Below are 18,828 nucleotides of genomic sequence, written 5' to 3'. Positions count from 1 at the left end.
TCCCGGGCTCGGGCGCAGCCCCTGTGACCGTTCCGAACGCGTCGGGCCTGCGGTGCAGCCCGTGCGGGACGGCCGATCGAACGAAATCGAATCCGTGGTGATTCATGCGTTCCACTCAGCGCTCTCATGGCGAGGGTGACCGTTCGTGTCCCGGCCGGCCGGGACAGACGCCGACAGGCCGGGGGTGTGGCCGGCTCGCCGTGCGCGATCGGCTTCCAGGGAGGAGCCTTGTCCCCTGGAGGGTGCGGAGGTCGTGGACGGCCCCGCGAGGAGGTGGTCGCCGTGTCCGAGGGGCAGGAGACCGCGCAGGCGCCGGCGGGCCGGCCGGCCCCCGTTGGACGTTCGCTGCTCTCATTGTCGCTGGCCGCGCTGCTGGACGACGTGCACGCGCACTCGGGAGCCGTCTATCTGCTGGCCGCCCGTGAGCCCGTCCTGGAGATGGCGGTCTCCGCGGGACTGCCACGGGCCTTCGCCGCCCCCTGGGAACGCGTGGGGCTCAACGCCCCGATCCCGGTGGCCGAGGCGGTACGGGAGCGGCGGCTGATCTGGGTGGGGGGCGAGCAGGAGATGGCCCGCAGGTATCCCCGGATCGCGGTCGTGCTCCCGTATCCCTTCGCCCTCGCCGCGCTTCCGGTGGCGACGGCGGCCACCGTGTACGGCGCCGTCTACGTCACCTGGCCCGGCTCGCATCCGCCGGACCTCTCCGACCGGGAGCGCGAACGCCTCACCGCGGCCTGCGACCGGCTCGCGCTGCGTCTGGAGCGGGCCGCCAAGGAGAACCGGACGCTCCAGTCCGAGCCCGACCTGCTCACGCCGTCCGCGACGGAGCCCGGTGGCACGCTGGGCACGGTGGAGGCCACGCGCATGGTGGGGCGGCTGCCGTACGGGCTGTGCTCGCTGGATCTGCACGGGCGCGTCGGTTTCGCCAACGCGGCGACGGCCGAGCTGCTCGGCGTGCCGGTCAGCCGTCTCCTGGGCACGCAGCTGTGGGCGGCCGTGCCCTGGCTGAACGACCCGGTCTACGAGGACCGCTACCGGGCGGCGCTGATCAGCCAGCACGTGACCTCCTTCGTCGCGCTGCGCCCGCCGGGCGACTGGCTGTCGTTCCGGCTGTATCCGAGTACGAACGGGCTGAGCGTGCGGATCTCGCGGGCCAGGCCGGTGTCCGAGATGACCCGGGCGGGACCCCAGCGGCGCGACGGCAGCCCGCGCCTGGTGACGATCTCCCACGTACTGAGCCTGGCGAGCGCGCTGACGGAGGCCGTGGGCGTGCAGGACGTCGTGCAACTGGTGGCGGACGAGCTTTCGCCCGCCGTCGGCAGTCAGTCGCTGGTCGTCCTCGCCAGCCGGGCCGGACGCCTGCACGTGCTCGGGCACCGCGGCTATCCCGACGCGCACACCGTGGAGCGCTTCAACGGGCTGCCGCTGAGCGAGCCGACCCCTGGCACCCAGGCCCTCAACACGGGTGTGCCCGCGTTCTTCGACTCGCGCGAGCAGCTGGAGCGGCTGTATCCGTCGCGCAACGCCACGCCGGACGGCATGGGCGCGTGGGCGTATCTGCCCCTGGTCGCCTCCGGACGGCCGGTGGGCACCTGCGTCCTCGGGTACGCGCAGTCCCACCACTTCGCGGCCGACGAGCGGGCGGTGCTGACCAGTCTGAGCGGGCTGATCGCCCAGGCGCTGGAGCGTGCCCTGCTCTACGACGCCAAGCTCCAGCTGGCTCAGGGTCTCCAGGCGGCACTGCTGCCGGCCTCCCTGCCGCCGCTGGCCTCGATCGAGGCGGCTGCGCGCTATCTGCCGGCGACCCAGGGCATGGAGATCGGCGGGGACTTCTACGACCTGGTGCCCTCCAACGGCCGGGCCGCGGCGGTGATCGGGGACGTGCAGGGGCACAACGTGACGGCGGCGGGGCTGATGGGGCAGATCCGTACCGCGGTCCGCGCCTACACGGCGGTCGGCCAGGCGCCGGAGGAGGTGATGGGGAGCACCAACCGGCTGCTCATCGACCTGGGCGCCGAACTCTTCGCCAGTTGTCTGTATCTGCGCCTGGACCCGGCGCGCCATGTCGCCGTGATGGCCCGGGCGGGGCATCCGCCGCCGCTGCTGCTCAGGCCGGACGGCAAGGTGAAGGCGCTCGACCTGGCCGGCGGGCCGCTGCTGGGGATCGACCCCGACGCCGTCTATCCGACGACCGAGGTTCCGCTCGTCCCCGGGTCCGTACTCGCCCTCTACACCGACGGTCTGATCGAATCCCCGGGCGTGGACATCGAGGACGCGCTCGCCGACCTCGCGCGACGGCTGGCCGCGAACGGGCACCAGCCGCTGGACGAGCTGGCCGACACTCTGCTCCAGCGGGGTGAGGACGCCGGGCAGGAGCGGCCCGACGATGTCGCGCTGCTCCTGCTGCGGGTACGGCCGCCCGACGGGACCGGCGCCGTATGAGGAGCGGTCCGACCCTCCCGCCGGAGGGCCGGACCTGTCCACTGTCGACCGGAATTCCCTGTTCCGTTGGCCGTTCAGTGGTTCTTGATCGCCGGAGTCACCGGCCTCACGGCGTGGACACGAGGCCCGAGCCGTCACCCGACGCCGCGGCCGACTGCTGGGCCGCCGCGCCGGACTGGTGGTGCTTCTTGTGCCGGTTGCCGGTCCCGCTCTGGCCGGCGGCGGCACCCGCCTGGTCGCCGGCGCCCGCCGCGTCAGTGGCGCCCGCGCTCGGGTCCGCCGCGCCGGCGGCGCCCGGGTCCGCGGTGCCCGGGTCCACAGCGCCCGGGTCCGCCGCGCTCGCGCTCGGGTCCACAGCGCCCGGGTCCACAGCGCCCGGATCGGCCGCGCTCGCGCTCGGGTCCGCCGCGCCGCCGGCACCCGCGCCCGCACCCGCGTCTCCGGCGCCCAGCGTCGCGCCGACCGCGGCCAGCGCGGTGGTGACGGGCTGGAAGAAGGTCTCGCCGCCCGCCGTGCAGTCACCGCTGCCGCCGGAGGTCAGGCCGACCGCGCCGCCGTCCTGGGTGAACAGGGAGCCGCCGCTGTCGCCCGCCTCGGCGCACACATCGGTCTGGATGAGGCCCGTGACGGTGCCCTCCGGGTAGTTCACGGTGGCGTTGAGACCGGTCACGTTGCCGTTGTGCAGACCCGTGGTGCTGCCCATCCGGAAGACCTGCTGGCCCACGGCGGCTTCCACGGCCTGGTTGATCTGCACGCTCTGCCCGTTGCCGACGTTGACCGCGCTGTTGGTCTGCGTGGCCGGGTCGTCGTACTTGACGAGGGAGAAGTCACCGGCACCGGGGAAGGTGGCCTGGTCGACGGTGGCGATGGACGCACCGGTCTGGGAGTCCGACCACTTGGCGGCGGCGACACCGCAGTGGCCCGCGGTGAGGAAGGCCGGGGTTCCGTCGCCCGCGGTGACGTTGAAGCCGAGCGAACAGCGCACGTTGCCGCCGAAGATGGCGTCGCCGCCGTCGACGAAGGTCTTGAGGGTTCCCGCGGACTTCGAGAGGGTCGCCACGCCCGAACCGAGGTTCTTGACGGTCGACTGCACCGTGTTCCACTTGCCGCCCGTGACCGTGGAGTCCGCGGTCACGCGGATCTCGTTGGTCTTCGGGTCGACGGACCACGCCGTGCCCGGGATCGACGCGTCGGCCTTGAGTGTCTTGGCGGCGGTCTGGAGCGCGGCGGTGCTGTTCTGCACCTGGTGGGCCACCGCACCGGCCTTCTCGATCTGGTTGACGACGTTGCTGTTGTTACCGACGACATTGATGACGAGCTGCTTCTGCTGCGCGTCGTAGTACGAGCCGGCGAAAGCGTCGCCCAGTTGGGTGGCCAGCATGGAGGCGACGTCCGAGACGTCGTTCGCCTTGAAGGTTCTGGGAGTGGCGGCGTCCCCGTTCGACTGCGACGCGTTGGCGTTGGGCAGCAGCAGAGCCGCCGCTCCGAGCGCCGCGACGCCGCCCACCGCGATAGCGGCCTTGCGCTTGGGTATCCGTTTGTGACTCAACTCTTGACCTCCTGGGGACGGGGTCGATGCCGCGTCCGGCAGCTGACTTGGGGGCGCCTGGTTGCCCGTTGATACGCGGGTGCCACCCGGGGTGTTCAACTGCCATTGCAAATTGCGGAAGTTGGTCTCGCCAAAGACACCGATTGCGGAGACAACCGGCTCATTTCCTCCGCGGGGGGATCGCCGGAGCGCGGGCGGGACCCCGGACCGGGCCGGACACGGGACCCGGGAGAGACCGACGGTTCCGCGAAGGGAGCCGGCGGCCCGGAGGGGAACAATGCCCCGTATGACACTGACCCTCGTCGAAGCCGACAAGATCCTCGCCGACAACTTCGCCCCCTGGGTGCTCGACCTCGGCCTGTCCGTGGCGGAACTGGACGACCGTCGCGCGGTCCTGCGGCTGCCGTGGTCCGCGCGGCTGGCCCGGGAGGGCGGCTCCCTGTCGGGCCAGGCCCTGATGGCCGCGGCGGACACGGCGACAGTGATCGCGGTCTCCGCGGCCCGCGGCGCCTTCGTCCCCATGACGACGGTTCAGCAGTCCACGAGTTTCCAGCGGGCGGTGACGGACACGGACGTGCTGATCGAGGCGGTCCTCACGAAGCTGGGCCGCCGCATGGCCTTCGCGGACATCACGATGACCGCCGAGGGTTCGGCGGAGATCGCCGCGCGAGCGAGCACGGTGTACGCGATCCTCGCGTGAATCACGAAGGCCCTCCCGACCCCCTCACGACGCCGTACCCGCCCCGCACGGCGGCCGTACCCGGCGAACAGCCCCCGGCGGGTACGGAAAGCGACCGACCGGCGACACTCCGTCGATGATCCGCGGCGGAATCCCGGGTTCAGGGAATCTGCACAGCCCGTGCCCAACGAGGTCACCCCGGACCGGGGATCTGCACACTCGCGCGCCCCCCGCGCGCCGATGGGCCGGGACTGTCCCATTCGGTGCGGAAGTGGCAAGGGTTCGGGTGGGCCGATGCCGCGCAGCTTGTGAAGAAGTGGCCGCAGAGGCGTGTGCGCCCCTGCACGGTTCACCGCTCTTGGAGCACAAGTTCCCAGGTGAGAGCCCTGGTTGAGTGGAAGCGCGCCCCACGGCCGTGCTTTGATCCGTGGCACCGCACAGGTCGCGGCACCGCTCCCGGGAACGGGAGCCGCACCGCTGCGGTGGCGGCCGTCATCTGTCCCCCAGAGGGGGCCGCTCTCCCCCCTTGTGAATACCCATATGAAGGGAAGTTCCATCATGAACTCCACCCCCCGTGTCGAGACCGCCGAGATCTCCGACGCCGACCTCGACAACGTCTCCGGTGGCCTCGCGCTGAACGCCGTCGGCACCGTCACCGGCCTGGTGGACGGCGTTGCCCCGGTTTCCGGCATCCTGGGCACGGCCATCGGCACCGTCGAGGGTGTGACCGGCCTGAACACCGCCCCGGTCACCGGCCTGGTCGCCGGTCTCTGATCGCGTTTCACGCCGCCGAGTCCCGGAACCGCCCCACCGGTTCCGGGACTCTCGGGTGCCGTCAGCCTCTCGAACAGGTGAGAAGTAACCCGTGCAGTTCCGCCACCAGGCCCTCGCCAAGCTGCGGTCGCCCGAAGAGCTCGACCTTCCGGTGCGCTTCGCCCGCCCGCAGGGCCGGCTCACTCTGGCCGTGACGGTCCTCGCCATGGCCGCCGCCGGCGTCTGGGCCGTGACCTCCACCGTCACCTCCACCGTGGGAGCGCCCGCCGTTCTCACCCACGCGGAGGGCAGTTACATCCTCCAGAGCCCTGTCGCCGGGCAGGTCACCGCGGTCCTCGCGAAGGAGGGCGAACGGCTCCCCGGGAACGCGCCCGTACTGAAGGTGCGTACGGCGCGAGGGGAGACGGCCGTCGTCCGCACGGTCGCCGCGGGCCGGGTCACCGCCCTGGCCGCCACCATCGGCGCGATCATCTCGACCGGCACGGACGTGGCCGCCGTGGAGAAGGTCGCCCACGCCGACGACCCCCTGTACGCGACGGTGTACGTCTCCGCCGCCGGCGCCGCCGCCATTCCCGCCGGCGCCGCCGTCGACCTCACCGTCCAGTCCGTGCCCGCCCAGCGGTACGGAGTGCTGCGCGGCCATGTGAAGACGGTGGGCCGCAGCGTGCAGACTCGGCAGCAGATAGCCGCCTTTCTCGGCGACGCCCAACTGGGCGAGCAGTTCAGCCAGAAGGGCAGGCCGGTCGCCGTCCTGGTCGGGCTCGACCGGTCCTCCGCCACCCATAGCGGACTGAAGTGGTCGTCCGCTGACGGCCCACCCTTCGCCCTCACCTCCATGACCCTGGCCTCGGCCTCGGTCCGGCTGGCAGGTCAGCGCCCCGTCGACTGGCTCCTGCCATGAGCGGCGCACAGGACACCCGCGGCAGACGGCGCGCCGCCGCCCCGCCCCGGCGCAGTGTGCCCAGGACCCGGATCAAGAGCGTCCGCACGCCCACCGTCCTCCAGATGGAGGCCGTGGAGTGCGGTGCCGCATCGCTCGCCATGGTGCTCGGCCACCACGGCCGGCACATCCCGCTCGAAGAGCTGCGCATCGCGTGCGGTGTCTCGCGGGACGGCTCGCGGGCGAGCAACCTCCTGAAAGCGGCTCGCGGTTACGGCCTGACGGCCAAGGGCATGCAGATGGACACCGCCGCGCTCGCCGAGGTGCGGGGGCCCGCGATCCTGTTCTGGGAATTCAACCACTATGTCGTGTACGACGGCATGGGACGACGCTTCGGACGCCGGGGCGTGCACATCAACGACCCGGGCAAGGGCCGTCGTTTCGTTCCGATGGAGGACTTCGACACCAGCTTCACCGGGGTCGTCCTGGTCCTGGAGCCCGGCCCCGGGTTCCGCAAGGGAGGCCGCAGGCCGGGGGTGCTCGGCGCCATGCCGGCCCGGCTGCGCGGCACTTCGGGCACGATGCCCGCCGCCGTGCTGGCGAGCCTGCTGCTGGTGGCGGTCGGCGCCGCTGTGCCCGCACTGAGCCGTGCGTTCATCGACCAGTATCTGATCGGCGGTCAGAGTTCGCTGCTCGGGGTGCTGTTCGCCTCGATGGGCGCCTCCGTGCTGCTGACGGTGGTGCTGACCTGGCTCCAGCAGTCGAATCTGCTGCGCGGCCGCATCATCTCCTCGACGCTCTCCAGCGCCCGGTTCCTGCGCCATCTGCTGCGGCTGCCGGTCACCTTCTTCTCCCAGCGCAGCCCGGCCGACCTGGTGCAGCGGCTCCAGTCGAACGACGCGGTGGCCGAGACCCTGGCTCGCGATCTCGCCGCCGCCGGCGTGGACGCGGTCGTCGTCGTCCTGTACGCCGTGCTGCTCTACACGTACGACCCTCAGCTGACGGCCGTCGGCATCGGTGTCGCGCTGCTCAACGTGGTGGCGATGCGCGTGGTGATCCGGCTGCGTGCCACCCGCACCGCCAAGCTGCGCGCCGACAGCGCCCGGCTGACCAACACCGCTTACACCGGGCTCCAGTTGATCGAGACGATGAAGGCCACCGGCGGCGAGGACGGCTACTTCCGCAAGTGGGCCGGACAGCACGCCACCACGCTGGAGGAACAGCAGCGCCTCGGTGTGCCGAGCGCATGGCTGGGTGTGGTCGCCCCGACACTGGCGATGCTCAACAGCGCGCTGATCCTGTGGATCGGGGGCCTGCGCGCGGTCGAGGGGCATGTCTCCGTGGGGCTGCTGGTCGCCTTCCAGGCGCTGGTCACCCGTTTCACCGCGCCGATCACCCGGCTCAACGGGGTCGCCGGCCGCATCCAGGACTTCGCGGCCGACGTGGCGCGGCTCAAGGACGTGGAGAACTTCCGTGCCGACCCGCTCTACGCCCGCCCCGGCACCGGCGAGTCCACCCGTCGGCTGCGGGGTCATGTCGAGCTGGAGAACGTCACGTTCGGCTACAGCCCGCTCGACGAGCCCCTGCTCACCGGGTTCTCGCTGACGGTCGGCCCGGGTGAGCAGGTGGCCCTGGTCGGCGGTTCGGGCAGCGGCAAGTCGACGGTGTCCAGGCTGATCTCGGGCCTGTACACGCCGTGGGAGGGCACGATCCGCATCGACGGCCGGCGGCTCGAGGACATCCCGCGCGGGGCGCTCGCGTCGTCCGTGTCGTTCGTGGACCAGGACGTGTTCCTCTTCGAGGGGACGGTCCGCGACAACGTGGCGCTGTGGGACCCGTCGATCCCCGACGACGCGGTGGCCGCCGCCCTCCAGGACGCGGCGCTGTACGACGTCGTCACGCGCCGTCCCGGCGGGATCCACAGCCGCGTCGAGCAGGACGGGCGGAACTTCTCCGGCGGTCAGCGGCAACGCCTGGAGATCGCGAGGGCGTTGGTGCGCAGGCCCAGCATCCTGGTGCTCGACGAGGTCACCAGTGCCCTCGACGCGGAGACGGAACAGACCGTCATGGACAACCTGCGCCGGCGCGGCTGCGCCTGTGTGGTGATCGCCCACCGGCTCAGCACCGTGCGGGACAGCGACGAGATCGTCGTACTCGACCACGGCTCGATCGTGGAACGCGGGCGGCACGAAGCACTGTTGACGGCCGGCGGCCCCTACGCCGCTCTGGTCAGGGAGCGTTGAGATGACCACGGTTCACGAAGGTGTCCACGAGCAGGACGTGGTGCTCGGTGCGCTCGGCGGCATGGGTGTCCCGGTCGGCTGCGCGGGGCTGAGCCGCCTCGACCTGGAGGGCCCGCAGGTCCTGTGGCTGGTGGTCGCGGGGGCCATGGACCTGTTCGCGGTCGACGCGGCGCGGCAGGGGCACTGGCATCACCTGGGTCGGCTCGAAGCGGGTTCCCTGCTGCTCGGCCCGGTGACGGGTCCTCAGCACACTTTGGTGGGACGGCCGTTGCGCGGCTGCGAGCTGCGCCGGATCGGGTTGCGCGAGCTGCACCAGGCGGCCGACGCGGCCACCTGGTCGTACGACGCCTACGGCAACCCGCAGCTCGCGCCGCCGGTGTCGAGCCCGCTGGAGCACGCCCTCGCGCTCGGTGTCGGACGCAGTCTCTCCATCCTCGTCCAGGCGCCGACGGCCGCGGAGGGCACCGCCGCGCCCACCGACGACGACGTGTTCTGGATGCAGGTCCCGCCGGGAAGCGTGCAGTACGGCTCGCTGTACGGGGCCGAGGCGGCGGCCGATCTGCTGATGGACTCCGGCGTCTGGCAGGGCATGGTCGACCAGCAGTACCGGCTGCTGTCCATGCTCGACCGCTGGATCGAGGAGCTGGAGGCCGGTCACGAGGACCGGGCGGCGGCGGGCATCAAGGCCGGTGAGGCCGTCCGCGCCCAGGCCGACCGCACCCTGCTCGCCTCCATCGGCAGAACGTCGGCGAAGCGCCCGACGACGGCCGACACGGACGCCACGTACGCGGCCTGCGAACTGGTCGCCCGCGCGGCCGGGATCACCCTCGCGGAGCGGGCGGGCGGCGGCACGGAGAGCGAGCGGCTCGACCCGGTCGAACGGATCGCGCTCGCCTCGCGCCTGCGCACCCGTGCCGTGCGTCTGGACGGGCGCTGGTGGCGTGACGACATCGGACCGCTGGTCGGCGGCCGGGCGGTGTCCGGAGCGCCGGTCGCGCTGCTGTGGCGGCGCGGTGGCTACGTCGCCGTACAGCCGTCGTCCGGGCGGGAGACACCGGTCGAGAAGGCCAACGCCGCGGAGTTCGAGCAGCGGGCCGTGATGTTCTACCGCCCGCTGCCCGAGCGCAGGATGGGCCCGCTGCGGCTGCTGCGGTTCTGTCTCACGGGCACGGGCGGGGATCTGCGCAACCTCGCGATCAGCTCTCTGGTGACCGTGGCGATCGGCGCGCTGGTGCCGATCGCGACCGGACGGGTGCTCGGCAGTTACGTCCCGAAGGCCGAGCACGGGCTGATCGTGCAGGTCTGTCTCGCGCTCATGGTCACCAGTGTCGTCTCGGCGGCGTTCATGCTGCTCCAGAACCTCACCCTGCTGCGGATGGAGGGCCGGATCGAGGCGAGTCTCCAACCGGCCGTGTGGGACCGGTTGTTGAGGCTGCCCACCTCGTTCTTCGCCGCCCGTTCGACCGGGGAGCTCGCGAGCGCGGCGATGGGCGTGAGCGCGATCCGCCGGCTGCTCGCGGGTGTCGGCCCCACGCTCGCGCAGGCGGGCACGGTCGGCGCGATGAACCTGGGCCTGCTGCTCTGGTACAGCGTGCCCATGGCGCTGGCCGCGATCGGCATGCTCGTCGTCGTCGGGGCCGTGTTCCTGGGGCTCGGTCTGTGGCAGGTGCGCGGCCAGCGCCGTCTGGTGGTGCTGGGCAACAAGCTGAACAACCAGGCCTTCCAGACGCTGCGCGGGCTGCCCAAGCTGCGGGTGGCGGCGGCCGAGAACTACGCGTACGCGGCCTGGGCGAGCGGGTTCGCCCGCAGCCGTGAGCTCCAGCAGGGCGTGGGCCGCGTCAAGAACCTGACGACGGTGATGGGGTCGGTGTATCTGCCGCTGTGCTCCCTGCTGATGTTCATGCTCCTGGCGGGTCCGGCAAGAGGTTCGCTGTCGGCGGCGGACTTCCTCACCTTCAACACGTCGGTGACGATGCTGCTGACGTCGGTCACCCAGATCACCGGCGCGCTCGTGTCCGCGGCGGCCGCGCTGCCGATGTTCGAGGAGATCAGGCCGGTGCTCGACGCGACACCCGAGGTGCGCGGGGCGAGTACGCGTCCCGGTGTCCTGTCGGGCGGGATCGAGGCCCGGCGGCTGTCGTTCCGGTACGCCGACGACGGTCCGCTCGTCCTCGACGACGTGTCGTTCGCGGTCCGGCCGGGCGAGTTCGTGGCGATCGTCGGCCCGAGCGGCTGCGGCAAGTCCACCCTGCTGCGGCTGCTGATCGGCTTCGACAGGCCGGTGTCGGGCAGTGTGCTGTACGACGGCCAGGACCTGGCGGCCCTCGACCAGTCCGCCGTACGACGTCAGTGCGGTGTGGTGCTCCAGCACGCGCAGCCCTTCACGGGGTCGGTCCTCGACTGCATCTGCGGCACCGAGCCGTACACGCCGGAGGAGGCGATGGAGGCGGCCGAGATGGCGGGCCTCGCCGAGGACATCAGGCGCATGCCGATGGGGCTGCACACCCTCGTCTCGGGCAGCGGCGCGATCTCGGGCGGCCAGCGCCAACGCCTCATGATCGCGCAGGCGTTGATACGACGGCCCCGCATCCTCTACTTCGACGAGGCGACCAGCGCCCTGGACAACGCGACGCAGCGCACGGTGATCGAGAGCACCAAGGCGCTCAACGCCACCCGGGTGGTGATCGCGCACCGGCTGTCGACGGTGCTGGACGCGGACCGTGTCATCGTGATGGAGAACGGCCGGGTCGCTCAGCAGGGCCCGCCCGAGCAGCTGTTGGCGGACACGGGCGGGCGGCTGCACGAACTGGTGCGGCGGCAGCTGGCATGAGCGGTCAGTCCGCCCCCGGGACCGGGGCGCCGGAGGGGACGCCCGCCTCGACATAGGCGTCGTAGATCTCCCTCCAGGCCGCGATCCCTCCGGCGTGCGGGCCGTCGGAGTGTTCACCGCGGACCGTCGCGCCGAGGGCGGCCAGACACACCTCCCAGCCGGCGCCGTTGCGGGCGGCGGTGTCCGGTCCGGCGAGCACGTCGGTGAGCGTGAAGCGGGTGCGTCCGCCGTCGAGGGCTTCGAGGTCGAAGCGCAGTTCGTCGCCGCCCCACTCGAAGGAGAGATGGCGGGGCGGGTCGACGGCGAGGACCCGGCCCGTCGACTCGGGCATGTTCGGATCGCCGCTGAACGTGATCGTGCCGCCGGGGCGCAGCTGGATCTCGGCGCGGGAGGGGAACCACGCGGCGAGTTCGCCGGGGTCGGTCACGAATCGCCAGACGCGGTCGACGGGGTGACCGTAGACACGGCTGAAGCGGACGGCGGGGCGCCCGTCGTCCAGGGTGAGGTACGTTCCGGTGCCTGCGGAGACTTCGGCGGACATGTCGGCTCAGTCCTTCGGTGAGGGTGCCTTCGGCCGGCGATTCTCGGGGGTGGATGCGTTCGGCCGGGGTTTATCGGGGGTGGACGCGTTCGGCCGGGGTTTCCCGGGGGTGGACGCGTTCGGCCCGGACTTCTCCGGCGTGGACGCGTTCGGCCGGGGTGCTTCGCCGTCCGGCCGCTCCCCTTCGTAAGGGAAGGGCCCTTCGGGGTGGTCCGGGGGTCCTCCCGCCGCGTCGGCCGCGCTCTCGTCCAAGCGGCGGCCGAGGGCGTCCAGGCTCTCGTTCCACAGCCGGCGGTACGGGGCGAGCCAGGCGTCCAGCGCGGCGATCGGGGCGGGATCGAGGGCGTAGACGCGGCGCTGGGCGTCCTGCCGTACCCGGACGAGCCCGGCGTCGCGCAGCACCCGCAGATGCTTCGAGGTGCCCGGCTGGCTGAGCCCGCACGCCTCGACGATCTCGCCGGCGGCCCGGGGGCGCTCCAGGAGGAGCGCGACGATGGCCCGCCGCCGGGGGTCGGCGAGGGCGGCCCAGAGCAGGGCGTTGTCGGACACGTCCCCAATATGCCTCGGCGGTTATATAGCCGTCAAGGAATGCCTGGGACGGACGTCACACCCGGACACTTAACGAAACGTTGCCGTTTCGCTCGATGGGGTCTAGGGTCGGAACGTCGATGTGTACGAAACCGTTTCGTTTACGTGCACGTAATGAGCGACTTCCCTGGAGTGCTTCTCCCATGTCCCAGACCCTCACAAAAGGCACCGGCGCGGGTGCCGCGGACACGACGTCCGCCACCGCGTCGAAGCGCCGCTGGTGGATCCTCTCCATCATCGGCATCGCCCAGCTCATGGTGGTCCTCGACGCCACCATCGTGAACATCGCCCTGCCCTCCGCCCAGGCCGACCTCGGCTTCTCCGACGGCAACCGGCAGTGGATCGTCACCGCGTACTCCCTCGCCTTCGCCTCCCTGCTGCTTCTGGGCGGGCGCATCGCCGACCTCTTCGGGCGCAAGCCCGCCTTCCTGGTCGGCGTCGCCGGATTCGCCGGCGCCTCCGTCCTCGGCGGTGTCTCGACCAGCTTCGGGATGCTGGTCACCGCGCGCGCCCTGCAAGGTGTGTTCGGCGCCCTGCTCGCGCCGGCCGCCCTGTCCCTGCTGAACACGACGTTCACCGACGCCAAGGAGCGCGCCAAGGCGTTCAGCGTGTACGGCGCCATCGCCGGCGCCGGCGGCGCGGTGGGCCTGCTGCTCGGCGGCCTCCTGACCGACGCGCTCGACTGGCGCTGGACACTGTTCGTCAACCTCGTCTTCGCGGTCGTCGCCTTCGCCGGCGGCTGGGTCCTGCTGAGCGGTCACCGGGACGCGGCGAACTCCAAGCTGGACCTGCCGGGCACCCTGCTGGTCTCCACCGGTCTCTTCTCCGTCGTCTACGGCTTCTCCAACGCCGAGACGCACCACTGGAGTTCACCGGCCACCTGGGGCTTCCTCGCCGCGGGCGGCATCCTGCTGGCCGCGTTCGGCTGGTGGCAGACACGGGCCGCGCACCCGCTGCTGCCGATGCGTGTCCTGCTCGACCGCAACCGGGCCGCCTCGTTCCTCGCGGTGCTCATCACCGGCGCGGGCATGTTCGGCGTCTTCCTCTTCCTCACCTACTACCTTCAGCTCAACCTCGGCTTCAGCCCCACCAAGACCGGTGTGGCCTTCCTGCCGATGATGGCGACCCTGATGGTCATGGCTCAGGTCTCCACCACGATCCTGGTGCCCCGGATCGGCCCGAAGGCGGTCATCCCCGCGGGCTTCGGTGTCGCCGCGCTCGGCATGGCCTGGCTGACCGGCATCGGCGTCGGCTCGTCCTTCTCGACCGACGTCCTGCCGCAGCTGCTGCTGATCGGCGCCGGACTCGGCATGGTGATGCCGCCCGCCATGTCGCTCGCCACCAGCGGTATCGCCCCCGAGGACGCGGGCGTGGCCTCCGCGACCGTCAACACCATGCAGCAGGTGGGCGGTTCGATCGGCACCGCGCTGCTGAACACGCTCGCCGCGAGCGCGGCCACCAGCTACCTGGCCGGCAAGGACCCGACGGACAAGCTGGTCCGGGCGCAGTCGACGATCGAGAGCTACACCACCGCCTTCTGGTGGTCGGCCGGCTTCTTCGCCGCGGGCGCGCTCATCGCCCTCGTGCTCTACCGCCGCGGCCGGCCGGCCCAGGACCCGGACGCCGCACCCGTCGTCCACATGTGACCGGGTCCGTCGTCCACAGGTGACCGGGTCCCGACCCGGTCGCCCGTCGGGCCGAGGGGCCGCCGTCCGCAGGGAGACGGCGGCCCCTCACCCTTCTCGGGTGACGGGTCGTACAAAGGCCCTGCTCGCCTCCTGGACCGTCTCGTCCCGCGCCCGTGCGGGCCGGTACACGACCAGGGCCCGGTACTCCTTCTCCAGCCTCAACCCGGCGGCGCCGGGACGCGGTTCACCGTCGAACGCGGGGGCGTCCGCGCCGAGGATCCCGTCCAGTTCCACCCAGGGGACACGCTCGGCTTCGTATACCCGTGAGTGCTCCAGCGTCCCGAGGACCGCGGCGGCGACGACACGGGTGCGAGCGAGACGGTGGCCGGCGTCGACCAGACGCACATCGAGCAGATCGTCGTCCAGACGCGGCCGGAAGGCGGGCGCGAACCCCTCCGGCACGTAGTGGCCGTTGCCCGCGAGGAGCAGCCACAGGCTGCGGGGCCGGCCGTTGACGTTCAGCTCGACCGGACGGGCGGCACCGAGCACCCGGACCAGGGCGGCGGCCGCCGCCGGGACGCCGGACCAGCGCCGCTCCAGCCGCTCCAGCCGCTCCCGCAGCCGCGCGAGCTCCGGGTACGGGCCGATGCTGAACTCGTTGAGGAACCAGGTGTCCTCGGTGTCCTCCCCCGTACCCGAACGGGCGACGCCGATGTCCACCGACACCGCCTCGCCCCGGGCGACCGCGACGGAGGTGTCCTCGAAGTCCGCCACGCCCACGTCCCGCGCGAAGCGGTCGGCGGTGCCACCGGGGAACACGGCCAGCGCCAGCCCCCGTCCGGCCGCCGCGCGGGCGACGGCGCCGAGACCCGCGTCGCTCCCGCAGACACCGAGCGCGCCGCCCGTCTCGACGGCCCGGTCGGCCGCCGCGCCGAGCAGCTCCGCGAAGTCGTCGTCGGGGCCCCGCTCGATCACCTCGGCCTCGGGCAGCAGGGCGCGCAGCCGCCGGGCGTGCGCCGGCGCCCCGGGCACCCCGGCAGCGGCCGGGCCGTCGACGATGACGACCAGCCCCTTGCCGAGCGGCAGCGCGGGCGCCCCCGCGGCGGGGCGCTCCCGCTCCGGTACGACGCGGCGCGGCGGCCACCAACGGCAGGTGAGGGCGGCGGCGCCCGCGCCGATGGCCACTCCGGCGAGGACGTCTCCCGGGTAGTGGACGCCGACGTATACACGCGAGAAGGCGACGGCGGCGGCCATGGGCACGACCAGGATGCCGTAGCGCGTGGACTCCAGGGCGACGGCGGTGGCGAAGGCCGCGGCGGAGGCGGAGTGCCCCGACGGGAAGGACGTGGTGTGCGGCTGACGGGCCAGCTGTCGGATCGCGGGGACGCCCTCCAGCAGCGGACGGGGACGTCGGGCGCTCCACTTCACCAGCGTGTTGACGGTGAACGAGGCCAGTGCCAGCGAGCCGAGGCCGCGCAGTGCCGCCCGGCGCCCGGCCGGTCCGCCGGCCAGCCCGATCCCGGCGGCCGTGCCGAGCCACAGACGGCCGTGGTTGGCTACGTGGCTGAGCCGCCGCAGGGCCGGATCGGCTCCGGGTACGTGTGCGGAGGCCACCCGTGTGAACAGCCGCTGGTCCCAGTCGAGGAGTGCACCCATGCTCCACCGCTACTCCGCCTCGGCCGCGCCGGCATCCCGGGTGACTCGGAACGGTGAAGGGCGTGGGCCGTGCGGCGCACGGAACCCTCCGGCGTGGTACGGCAGGAGCGCGGACCCGGGAAGGTCCGGCCGCCCGCCACGGCACTCCCAGGGGTGACGCCCGTGGCGCCGCCGCGGCAGTGCGGCGGCGCTCACGCGGACATGCCGAGGGCCGGTCGACGGCCCCACTCCGTCTGACCGGCCCTCGGTGCGAAATCACATGGCGCTTCGTGACGGAGCCCGCACTCCCCAGCTACGGATTCCGGTCCATGTCCACGACGCCCACGCGATCCCGGTCTCTCAGAACGCGAAGACCGTCATCCCGTAGGAGTTCTTCACGCACTCGTTTGCGAAGGTGTGCTCGTACGAGACACGCTTGCCCTGCCAGACGCCTGCCACCGTGACGACCACGGGGTCGTACTGCCTGGTACAGAAGACATCGCTTCTCAGGGTCAGCGCGTCGAAGTCACCCTTGACCGCGCGGAGTTCGGCGCAGGCGTCGGGCGCGGCGGGATGGGTGCCGGAAGCCGTCGGGGCGCAGTTGAGGGTGACCGCCCGTTCCGGAGTCGCGGCGGCGGCGGTCTGGCCGTGGCCCGTGGTGAGCACCAGGGCGGAGGGGGCGTAGAGCCCGGACGGGGCTGCGTGGGCGGACCCGACAAGGGGGCCGCAGACAGCGGTGGCCGTCAGGGTGAGAGTCGCTGCCCAACGCGCGGTGTTCGGCATTGTGTGCATCCTTCCGCTCGATCGAAATGCGATACCGGCTCGGTCGGTGCCGGTTCGGCGAGCGCGAGTCTGCCGAGTCCGCACAGGAAACACACATCGACCCCGCACGTTTCGGTAACTTTGAGTATTGAATCAGTGGCGTGAAGTCACAGAATTCGAACGCCTGAGGCCAGTAACAGAGCGCCCGGCACCGACCACAGGCAGCCACATGGCCGGAAAGACACGGCTCAGCAATAGGCCTGAAACATTCCGCTTGAACCGGCATGCCGCCTCGACTTCCGCTGTCGGCGGACTTCTCCGGGATCCCTTGCGCATCGAAGGCGGGAGAGTAATGGTGATTACATGATTACATCGGAGCAACGTGAGAAGCTGCGCGGCTGGTTCGCCGGCCGCCTGCCCGACGATCTCTTCGAGAGCCTTACGGAGGTGACGGCCGACCGTGAGGAGATCACCGTCGTCGGTCGCATCCCCGAGCCGAGGCTCGCCGAGGGCGCCTCGGACGCCGAGAAGGAGGCGGCGCTCCAGGCCCGTATCCAGGAGTTCCGCGAGCGCACCCGCGAGGACCGTATGGAGGTGGCCCGCGAGGCGGAGCACCGCTTCCGCAAGAAGGTCTCCTGGGGCGTGGAGTGCGGCACCGAGCGTGCGCTGTTCACCCATGTCGCCGCGCCCGTCATGACCCGGCTGCGCCAGCCGGAGCGCGAGGTCCTCGACACGCTCGTCGCGGCCGGGGTCGCCCGCAGCCGCAGTGACGCCCTGGCCTGGTGCGTCCGTCTCGTGCAGCGGCACACCGACGACTGGCTGAGCGAGCTGCGCGAGTCGCTGCAGCACGTGCAGCGGGTCCGCTCCCAGGGCCCGGACACGGAGGATCGGGAGGCTTCCGGCGACGAGGAGTGACCCGGCGCGCGACGCCCCGGCCACGCCGTTCCCGGCCTCCGTCCCGCCGCGGTGGCGGCGGGTTCCGTCCGCGCCCTGCCCGGAACGTCAGTCCCGGACGGTCCGGGCGATGTCCAGGGTGAGCCGGTGCCACGGGTCGCGCGGGTCCCGGCCGGTCAGCTCCAGGACGCGGCGCAGCCGGTAGCGCAGGGACTGCGGATGAAGGTGCAGGGCCCGCGCGGCGGCGTTCGCCGAGCCCGAGTCGATGTACGCCGTGAGGGCGTCCAGAAGATGCCCCTGCGCGGCTTCGGTGAGCGGCCCGAGCACCAGCCGCGCGACATGGCCCGGCGTGGCGGCCGGACGCCCGGCGAGCAGGGCGAGGATCTGCGCGTCGGCGTCGGTGAGCACGCTCCCCGACCGATGGGCGTGGGCCGGGGCGGTGTCGAGCGCGTCGGCCGCGAGCCGGTGCGCGAGAGCGATGCGGTCCAGGCCCTCGCCGGTGATGACGCAACCGCGCCAGGACCGTCGGCCCAGGACCGCCGCCACACGCGCCGACGCCGCGAGCGGCAGCAGCAGGACGGCTCGGGAGCCCCGTACCGTCGCCAGGGACGTCACCTCGTCCCCGGGGCCGGCCAGCGCGTCGAGCAGGCCCGCCGCCGTCTCGGGGGCGGGATCCGGCCGGTCGGCGGCGGCCTGTTCCGCCACCAGCAGGCAGCAGGGGTCCGGCAGCTGGATGCCCAGCCGGGCGGAGCGGTCGGTCAGCGCGCCCACGGAGGCGTGCCGCCCGGCGATCAGGTCGTCGAGCAGCAGCCGCTGGGCCCGGTTGCGGTCACCGGCCAGGTCCTCGCTGGTGGCCGCGTACGCGGTGGCCATCTCCTCCGAGAGCGTGTCGAGGCTGACGAGGAGCATGCGGGCCAGCGCGAAGGCGTCGGCCGCGCCGAGGCGGGGCGCGCGGGCGGCGACCTCGTCCGTGAGCACGGTGCCCGCGACCCGGTAGGCGCGCAGCACCGCCTGCACCGGGCGCCCGTCCGCCGCGCGGGCCGCCGCGATGCCCCGGAAGCGCCGCAGATCCGCCGGCCCCAGTGTGCCGTCGGTGGCCCACAGACCGAGCAGCCGCTCGAGGCCCCAGGCCGCGATGGCCCGCACCTCGGGCAGCCTGCTGTCGTCGAGCGCCGCGTACACCGGGACCTGCTCGTGGACCGCCGTGACGATCGCCTCGACCACACGCGGGTCGGCGACCATCTCCTGCCGGACACGTTCCCGGACCTCGGACGACTTGTTTGTCACAGGGTGATGATCTCAGCCGCACGTTGTGCGCACCACGGTGGACGGGACTTGTCACAGTCGCCAGGATCGACCTCGTACAGCGCGGTCTTGGGGACG

Annotated in this window: 13 protein-coding genes and 1 pseudogene; 8 read left to right on the top strand and 6 right to left on the bottom strand. The window is 72.2% G+C overall.

Features of this window, described 5'->3' with window-relative positions; all coding sequences use genetic code 11:
- Positions 1–282 precede the first annotated feature (282 nt).
- Positions 283–2,442: a SpoIIE family protein phosphatase gene (locus ABZV42_RS35355; protein ID WP_355987676.1), complete on the top strand. Its 2,160-nt coding sequence runs from the start codon at positions 283–285 to the stop codon at positions 2,440–2,442.
- 106 nt (positions 2,443–2,548) lie between these two features.
- Here ABZV42_RS35355 and ABZV42_RS35350 read toward each other — a convergent pair whose 3' ends face one another.
- A complete protein-coding gene (locus ABZV42_RS35350; protein ID WP_356055556.1) occupies positions 2,549–3,991 on the bottom strand; it encodes a S1 family peptidase in 1,443 nt (480 codons plus the stop codon).
- Between the two features lie 286 nt (positions 3,992–4,277).
- Here ABZV42_RS35350 and ABZV42_RS35345 point away from each other — a divergent pair, with 286 nt between their 5' ends.
- From ABZV42_RS35345 to ABZV42_RS35325, 5 genes are all read left to right on the top strand, one after another.
- A complete protein-coding gene (locus tag ABZV42_RS35345) occupies positions 4,278–4,691 on the top strand; it encodes a PaaI family thioesterase (protein ID WP_355987672.1) in 414 nt (137 codons plus the stop codon).
- 537 nt (positions 4,692–5,228) lie between these two features.
- Positions 5,229–5,444, top strand: a complete 216-nt coding sequence (locus ABZV42_RS35340) for a type A2 lantipeptide (protein ID WP_355987670.1) — start codon at positions 5,229–5,231, stop codon at positions 5,442–5,444.
- Between the two features lie 91 nt (positions 5,445–5,535).
- Positions 5,536–6,345 carry an HlyD family efflux transporter periplasmic adaptor subunit gene (locus tag ABZV42_RS35335; protein ID WP_355987668.1) on the top strand — a complete coding sequence of 270 codons (810 nt, stop codon included), beginning with the start codon at positions 5,536–5,538 and terminating at the stop codon, positions 6,343–6,345.
- Positions 6,342–8,567: an NHLP family bacteriocin export ABC transporter peptidase/permease/ATPase subunit gene (locus tag ABZV42_RS35330; protein ID WP_356055555.1), complete on the top strand. Its 2,226-nt coding sequence runs from the start codon at positions 6,342–6,344 to the stop codon at positions 8,565–8,567. The genes ABZV42_RS35335 and ABZV42_RS35330 overlap by 4 nt, the downstream gene beginning before the upstream one ends.
- Before the next feature lies 1 nt (position 8,568).
- Positions 8,569–11,397, top strand: a complete 2,829-nt coding sequence (locus ABZV42_RS35325; RefSeq protein WP_356055554.1) for an NHLP bacteriocin export ABC transporter permease/ATPase subunit — start codon at positions 8,569–8,571, stop codon at positions 11,395–11,397.
- A gap of 4 nt (positions 11,398–11,401) precedes the next feature.
- Here the strand turns inward: ABZV42_RS35325 and ABZV42_RS35320 are convergent, their stop codons facing one another.
- Complete coding sequence (locus ABZV42_RS35320; protein WP_355987662.1) at positions 11,402–11,938, bottom strand: SRPBCC family protein; 537 nt, start codon at positions 11,936–11,938, stop codon at positions 11,402–11,404.
- Between the two features lie 237 nt (positions 11,939–12,175).
- Positions 12,176–12,487, bottom strand: a pseudogene (locus ABZV42_RS35315) (metalloregulator ArsR/SmtB family transcription factor); the annotation flags it as partial.
- A 182-nt stretch (positions 12,488–12,669) separates the two neighbouring features.
- Here ABZV42_RS35315 and ABZV42_RS35310 point away from each other — a divergent pair.
- Positions 12,670–14,172, top strand: coding sequence for an MFS transporter (locus ABZV42_RS35310; protein WP_356055552.1), 1,503 nt, complete (start codon positions 12,670–12,672; stop codon positions 14,170–14,172).
- 87 nt (positions 14,173–14,259) lie between these two features.
- On the opposite strand, the gene ABZV42_RS35305 is transcribed toward ABZV42_RS35310, so the two are convergent.
- Both ABZV42_RS35305 and ABZV42_RS35300 read right to left on the bottom strand, forming a co-directional pair.
- Positions 14,260–15,810 carry a phosphatase PAP2 family protein gene (locus tag ABZV42_RS35305; RefSeq protein WP_356055550.1) on the bottom strand — a complete coding sequence of 517 codons (1,551 nt, stop codon included), beginning with the start codon at positions 15,808–15,810 and terminating at the stop codon, positions 14,260–14,262.
- A gap of 339 nt (positions 15,811–16,149) precedes the next feature.
- Positions 16,150–16,572 (bottom strand): protease inhibitor, encoded by a 423-nt coding sequence (locus ABZV42_RS35300; protein WP_355987655.1) that lies wholly within the window; start codon positions 16,570–16,572, stop codon positions 16,150–16,152.
- A 342-nt stretch (positions 16,573–16,914) separates the two neighbouring features.
- Here ABZV42_RS35300 and ABZV42_RS35295 point away from each other — a divergent pair, with 342 nt between their 5' ends.
- The gene (locus ABZV42_RS35295; protein WP_355987653.1) at positions 16,915–17,466 is read left to right on the top strand and encodes a hypothetical protein; all 552 of its coding nucleotides are present in this window, start codon (positions 16,915–16,917) and stop codon (positions 17,464–17,466) included.
- Positions 17,467–17,553: 87 nt separating this feature from the next.
- Here the strand turns inward: ABZV42_RS35295 and ABZV42_RS35290 are convergent, their stop codons facing one another.
- On the bottom strand, positions 17,554–18,732 hold the full coding sequence (locus ABZV42_RS35290; protein ID WP_355987651.1) for a helix-turn-helix domain-containing protein: 1,179 nt from the start codon (positions 18,730–18,732) through the stop codon (positions 17,554–17,556).
- Positions 18,733–18,828 lie beyond the last annotated feature (96 nt).

The organism is Streptomyces sp. NPDC005281, from assembly GCF_040607495.1.
In the GTDB taxonomy this organism is placed as follows: domain Bacteria; phylum Actinomycetota; class Actinomycetes; order Streptomycetales; family Streptomycetaceae; genus Streptomyces.
This window is presented reverse-complemented; position numbering and strand designations above follow the sequence as displayed.

Excerpts from the sequence above, each read along its gene's own strand:
- ABZV42_RS35340 (WP_355987670.1), top strand. The coding sequence starts at position 5,229 with ATGAACTCCACCCCCCGTGTCGAGACCGCCGAGATCTCCGACGCCGAC.
- ABZV42_RS35310 (WP_356055552.1), top strand. The coding sequence starts at position 12,670 with ATGTCCCAGACCCTCACAAAAGGCACCGGCGCGGGTGCCGCGGACACG.
- ABZV42_RS35295 (WP_355987653.1), top strand. The coding sequence starts at position 16,915 with ATGATTACATCGGAGCAACGTGAGAAGCTGCGCGGCTGGTTCGCCGGC.
- ABZV42_RS35345 (WP_355987672.1), top strand. The coding sequence starts at position 4,278 with ATGACACTGACCCTCGTCGAAGCCGACAAGATCCTCGCCGACAACTTC.
- ABZV42_RS35320 (WP_355987662.1), bottom strand. The coding sequence starts at position 11,938 with ATGTCCGCCGAAGTCTCCGCAGGCACCGGAACGTACCTCACCCTGGAC.
- ABZV42_RS35305 (WP_356055550.1), bottom strand. The coding sequence starts at position 15,810 with ATGGGTGCACTCCTCGACTGGGACCAGCGGCTGTTCACACGGGTGGCC.
- ABZV42_RS35330 (WP_356055555.1), top strand. The coding sequence starts at position 6,342 with ATGAGCGGCGCACAGGACACCCGCGGCAGACGGCGCGCCGCCGCCCCG.
- ABZV42_RS35325 (WP_356055554.1), top strand. The coding sequence starts at position 8,569 with ATGACCACGGTTCACGAAGGTGTCCACGAGCAGGACGTGGTGCTCGGT.
- ABZV42_RS35300 (WP_355987655.1), bottom strand. The coding sequence starts at position 16,572 with ATGCCGAACACCGCGCGTTGGGCAGCGACTCTCACCCTGACGGCCACC.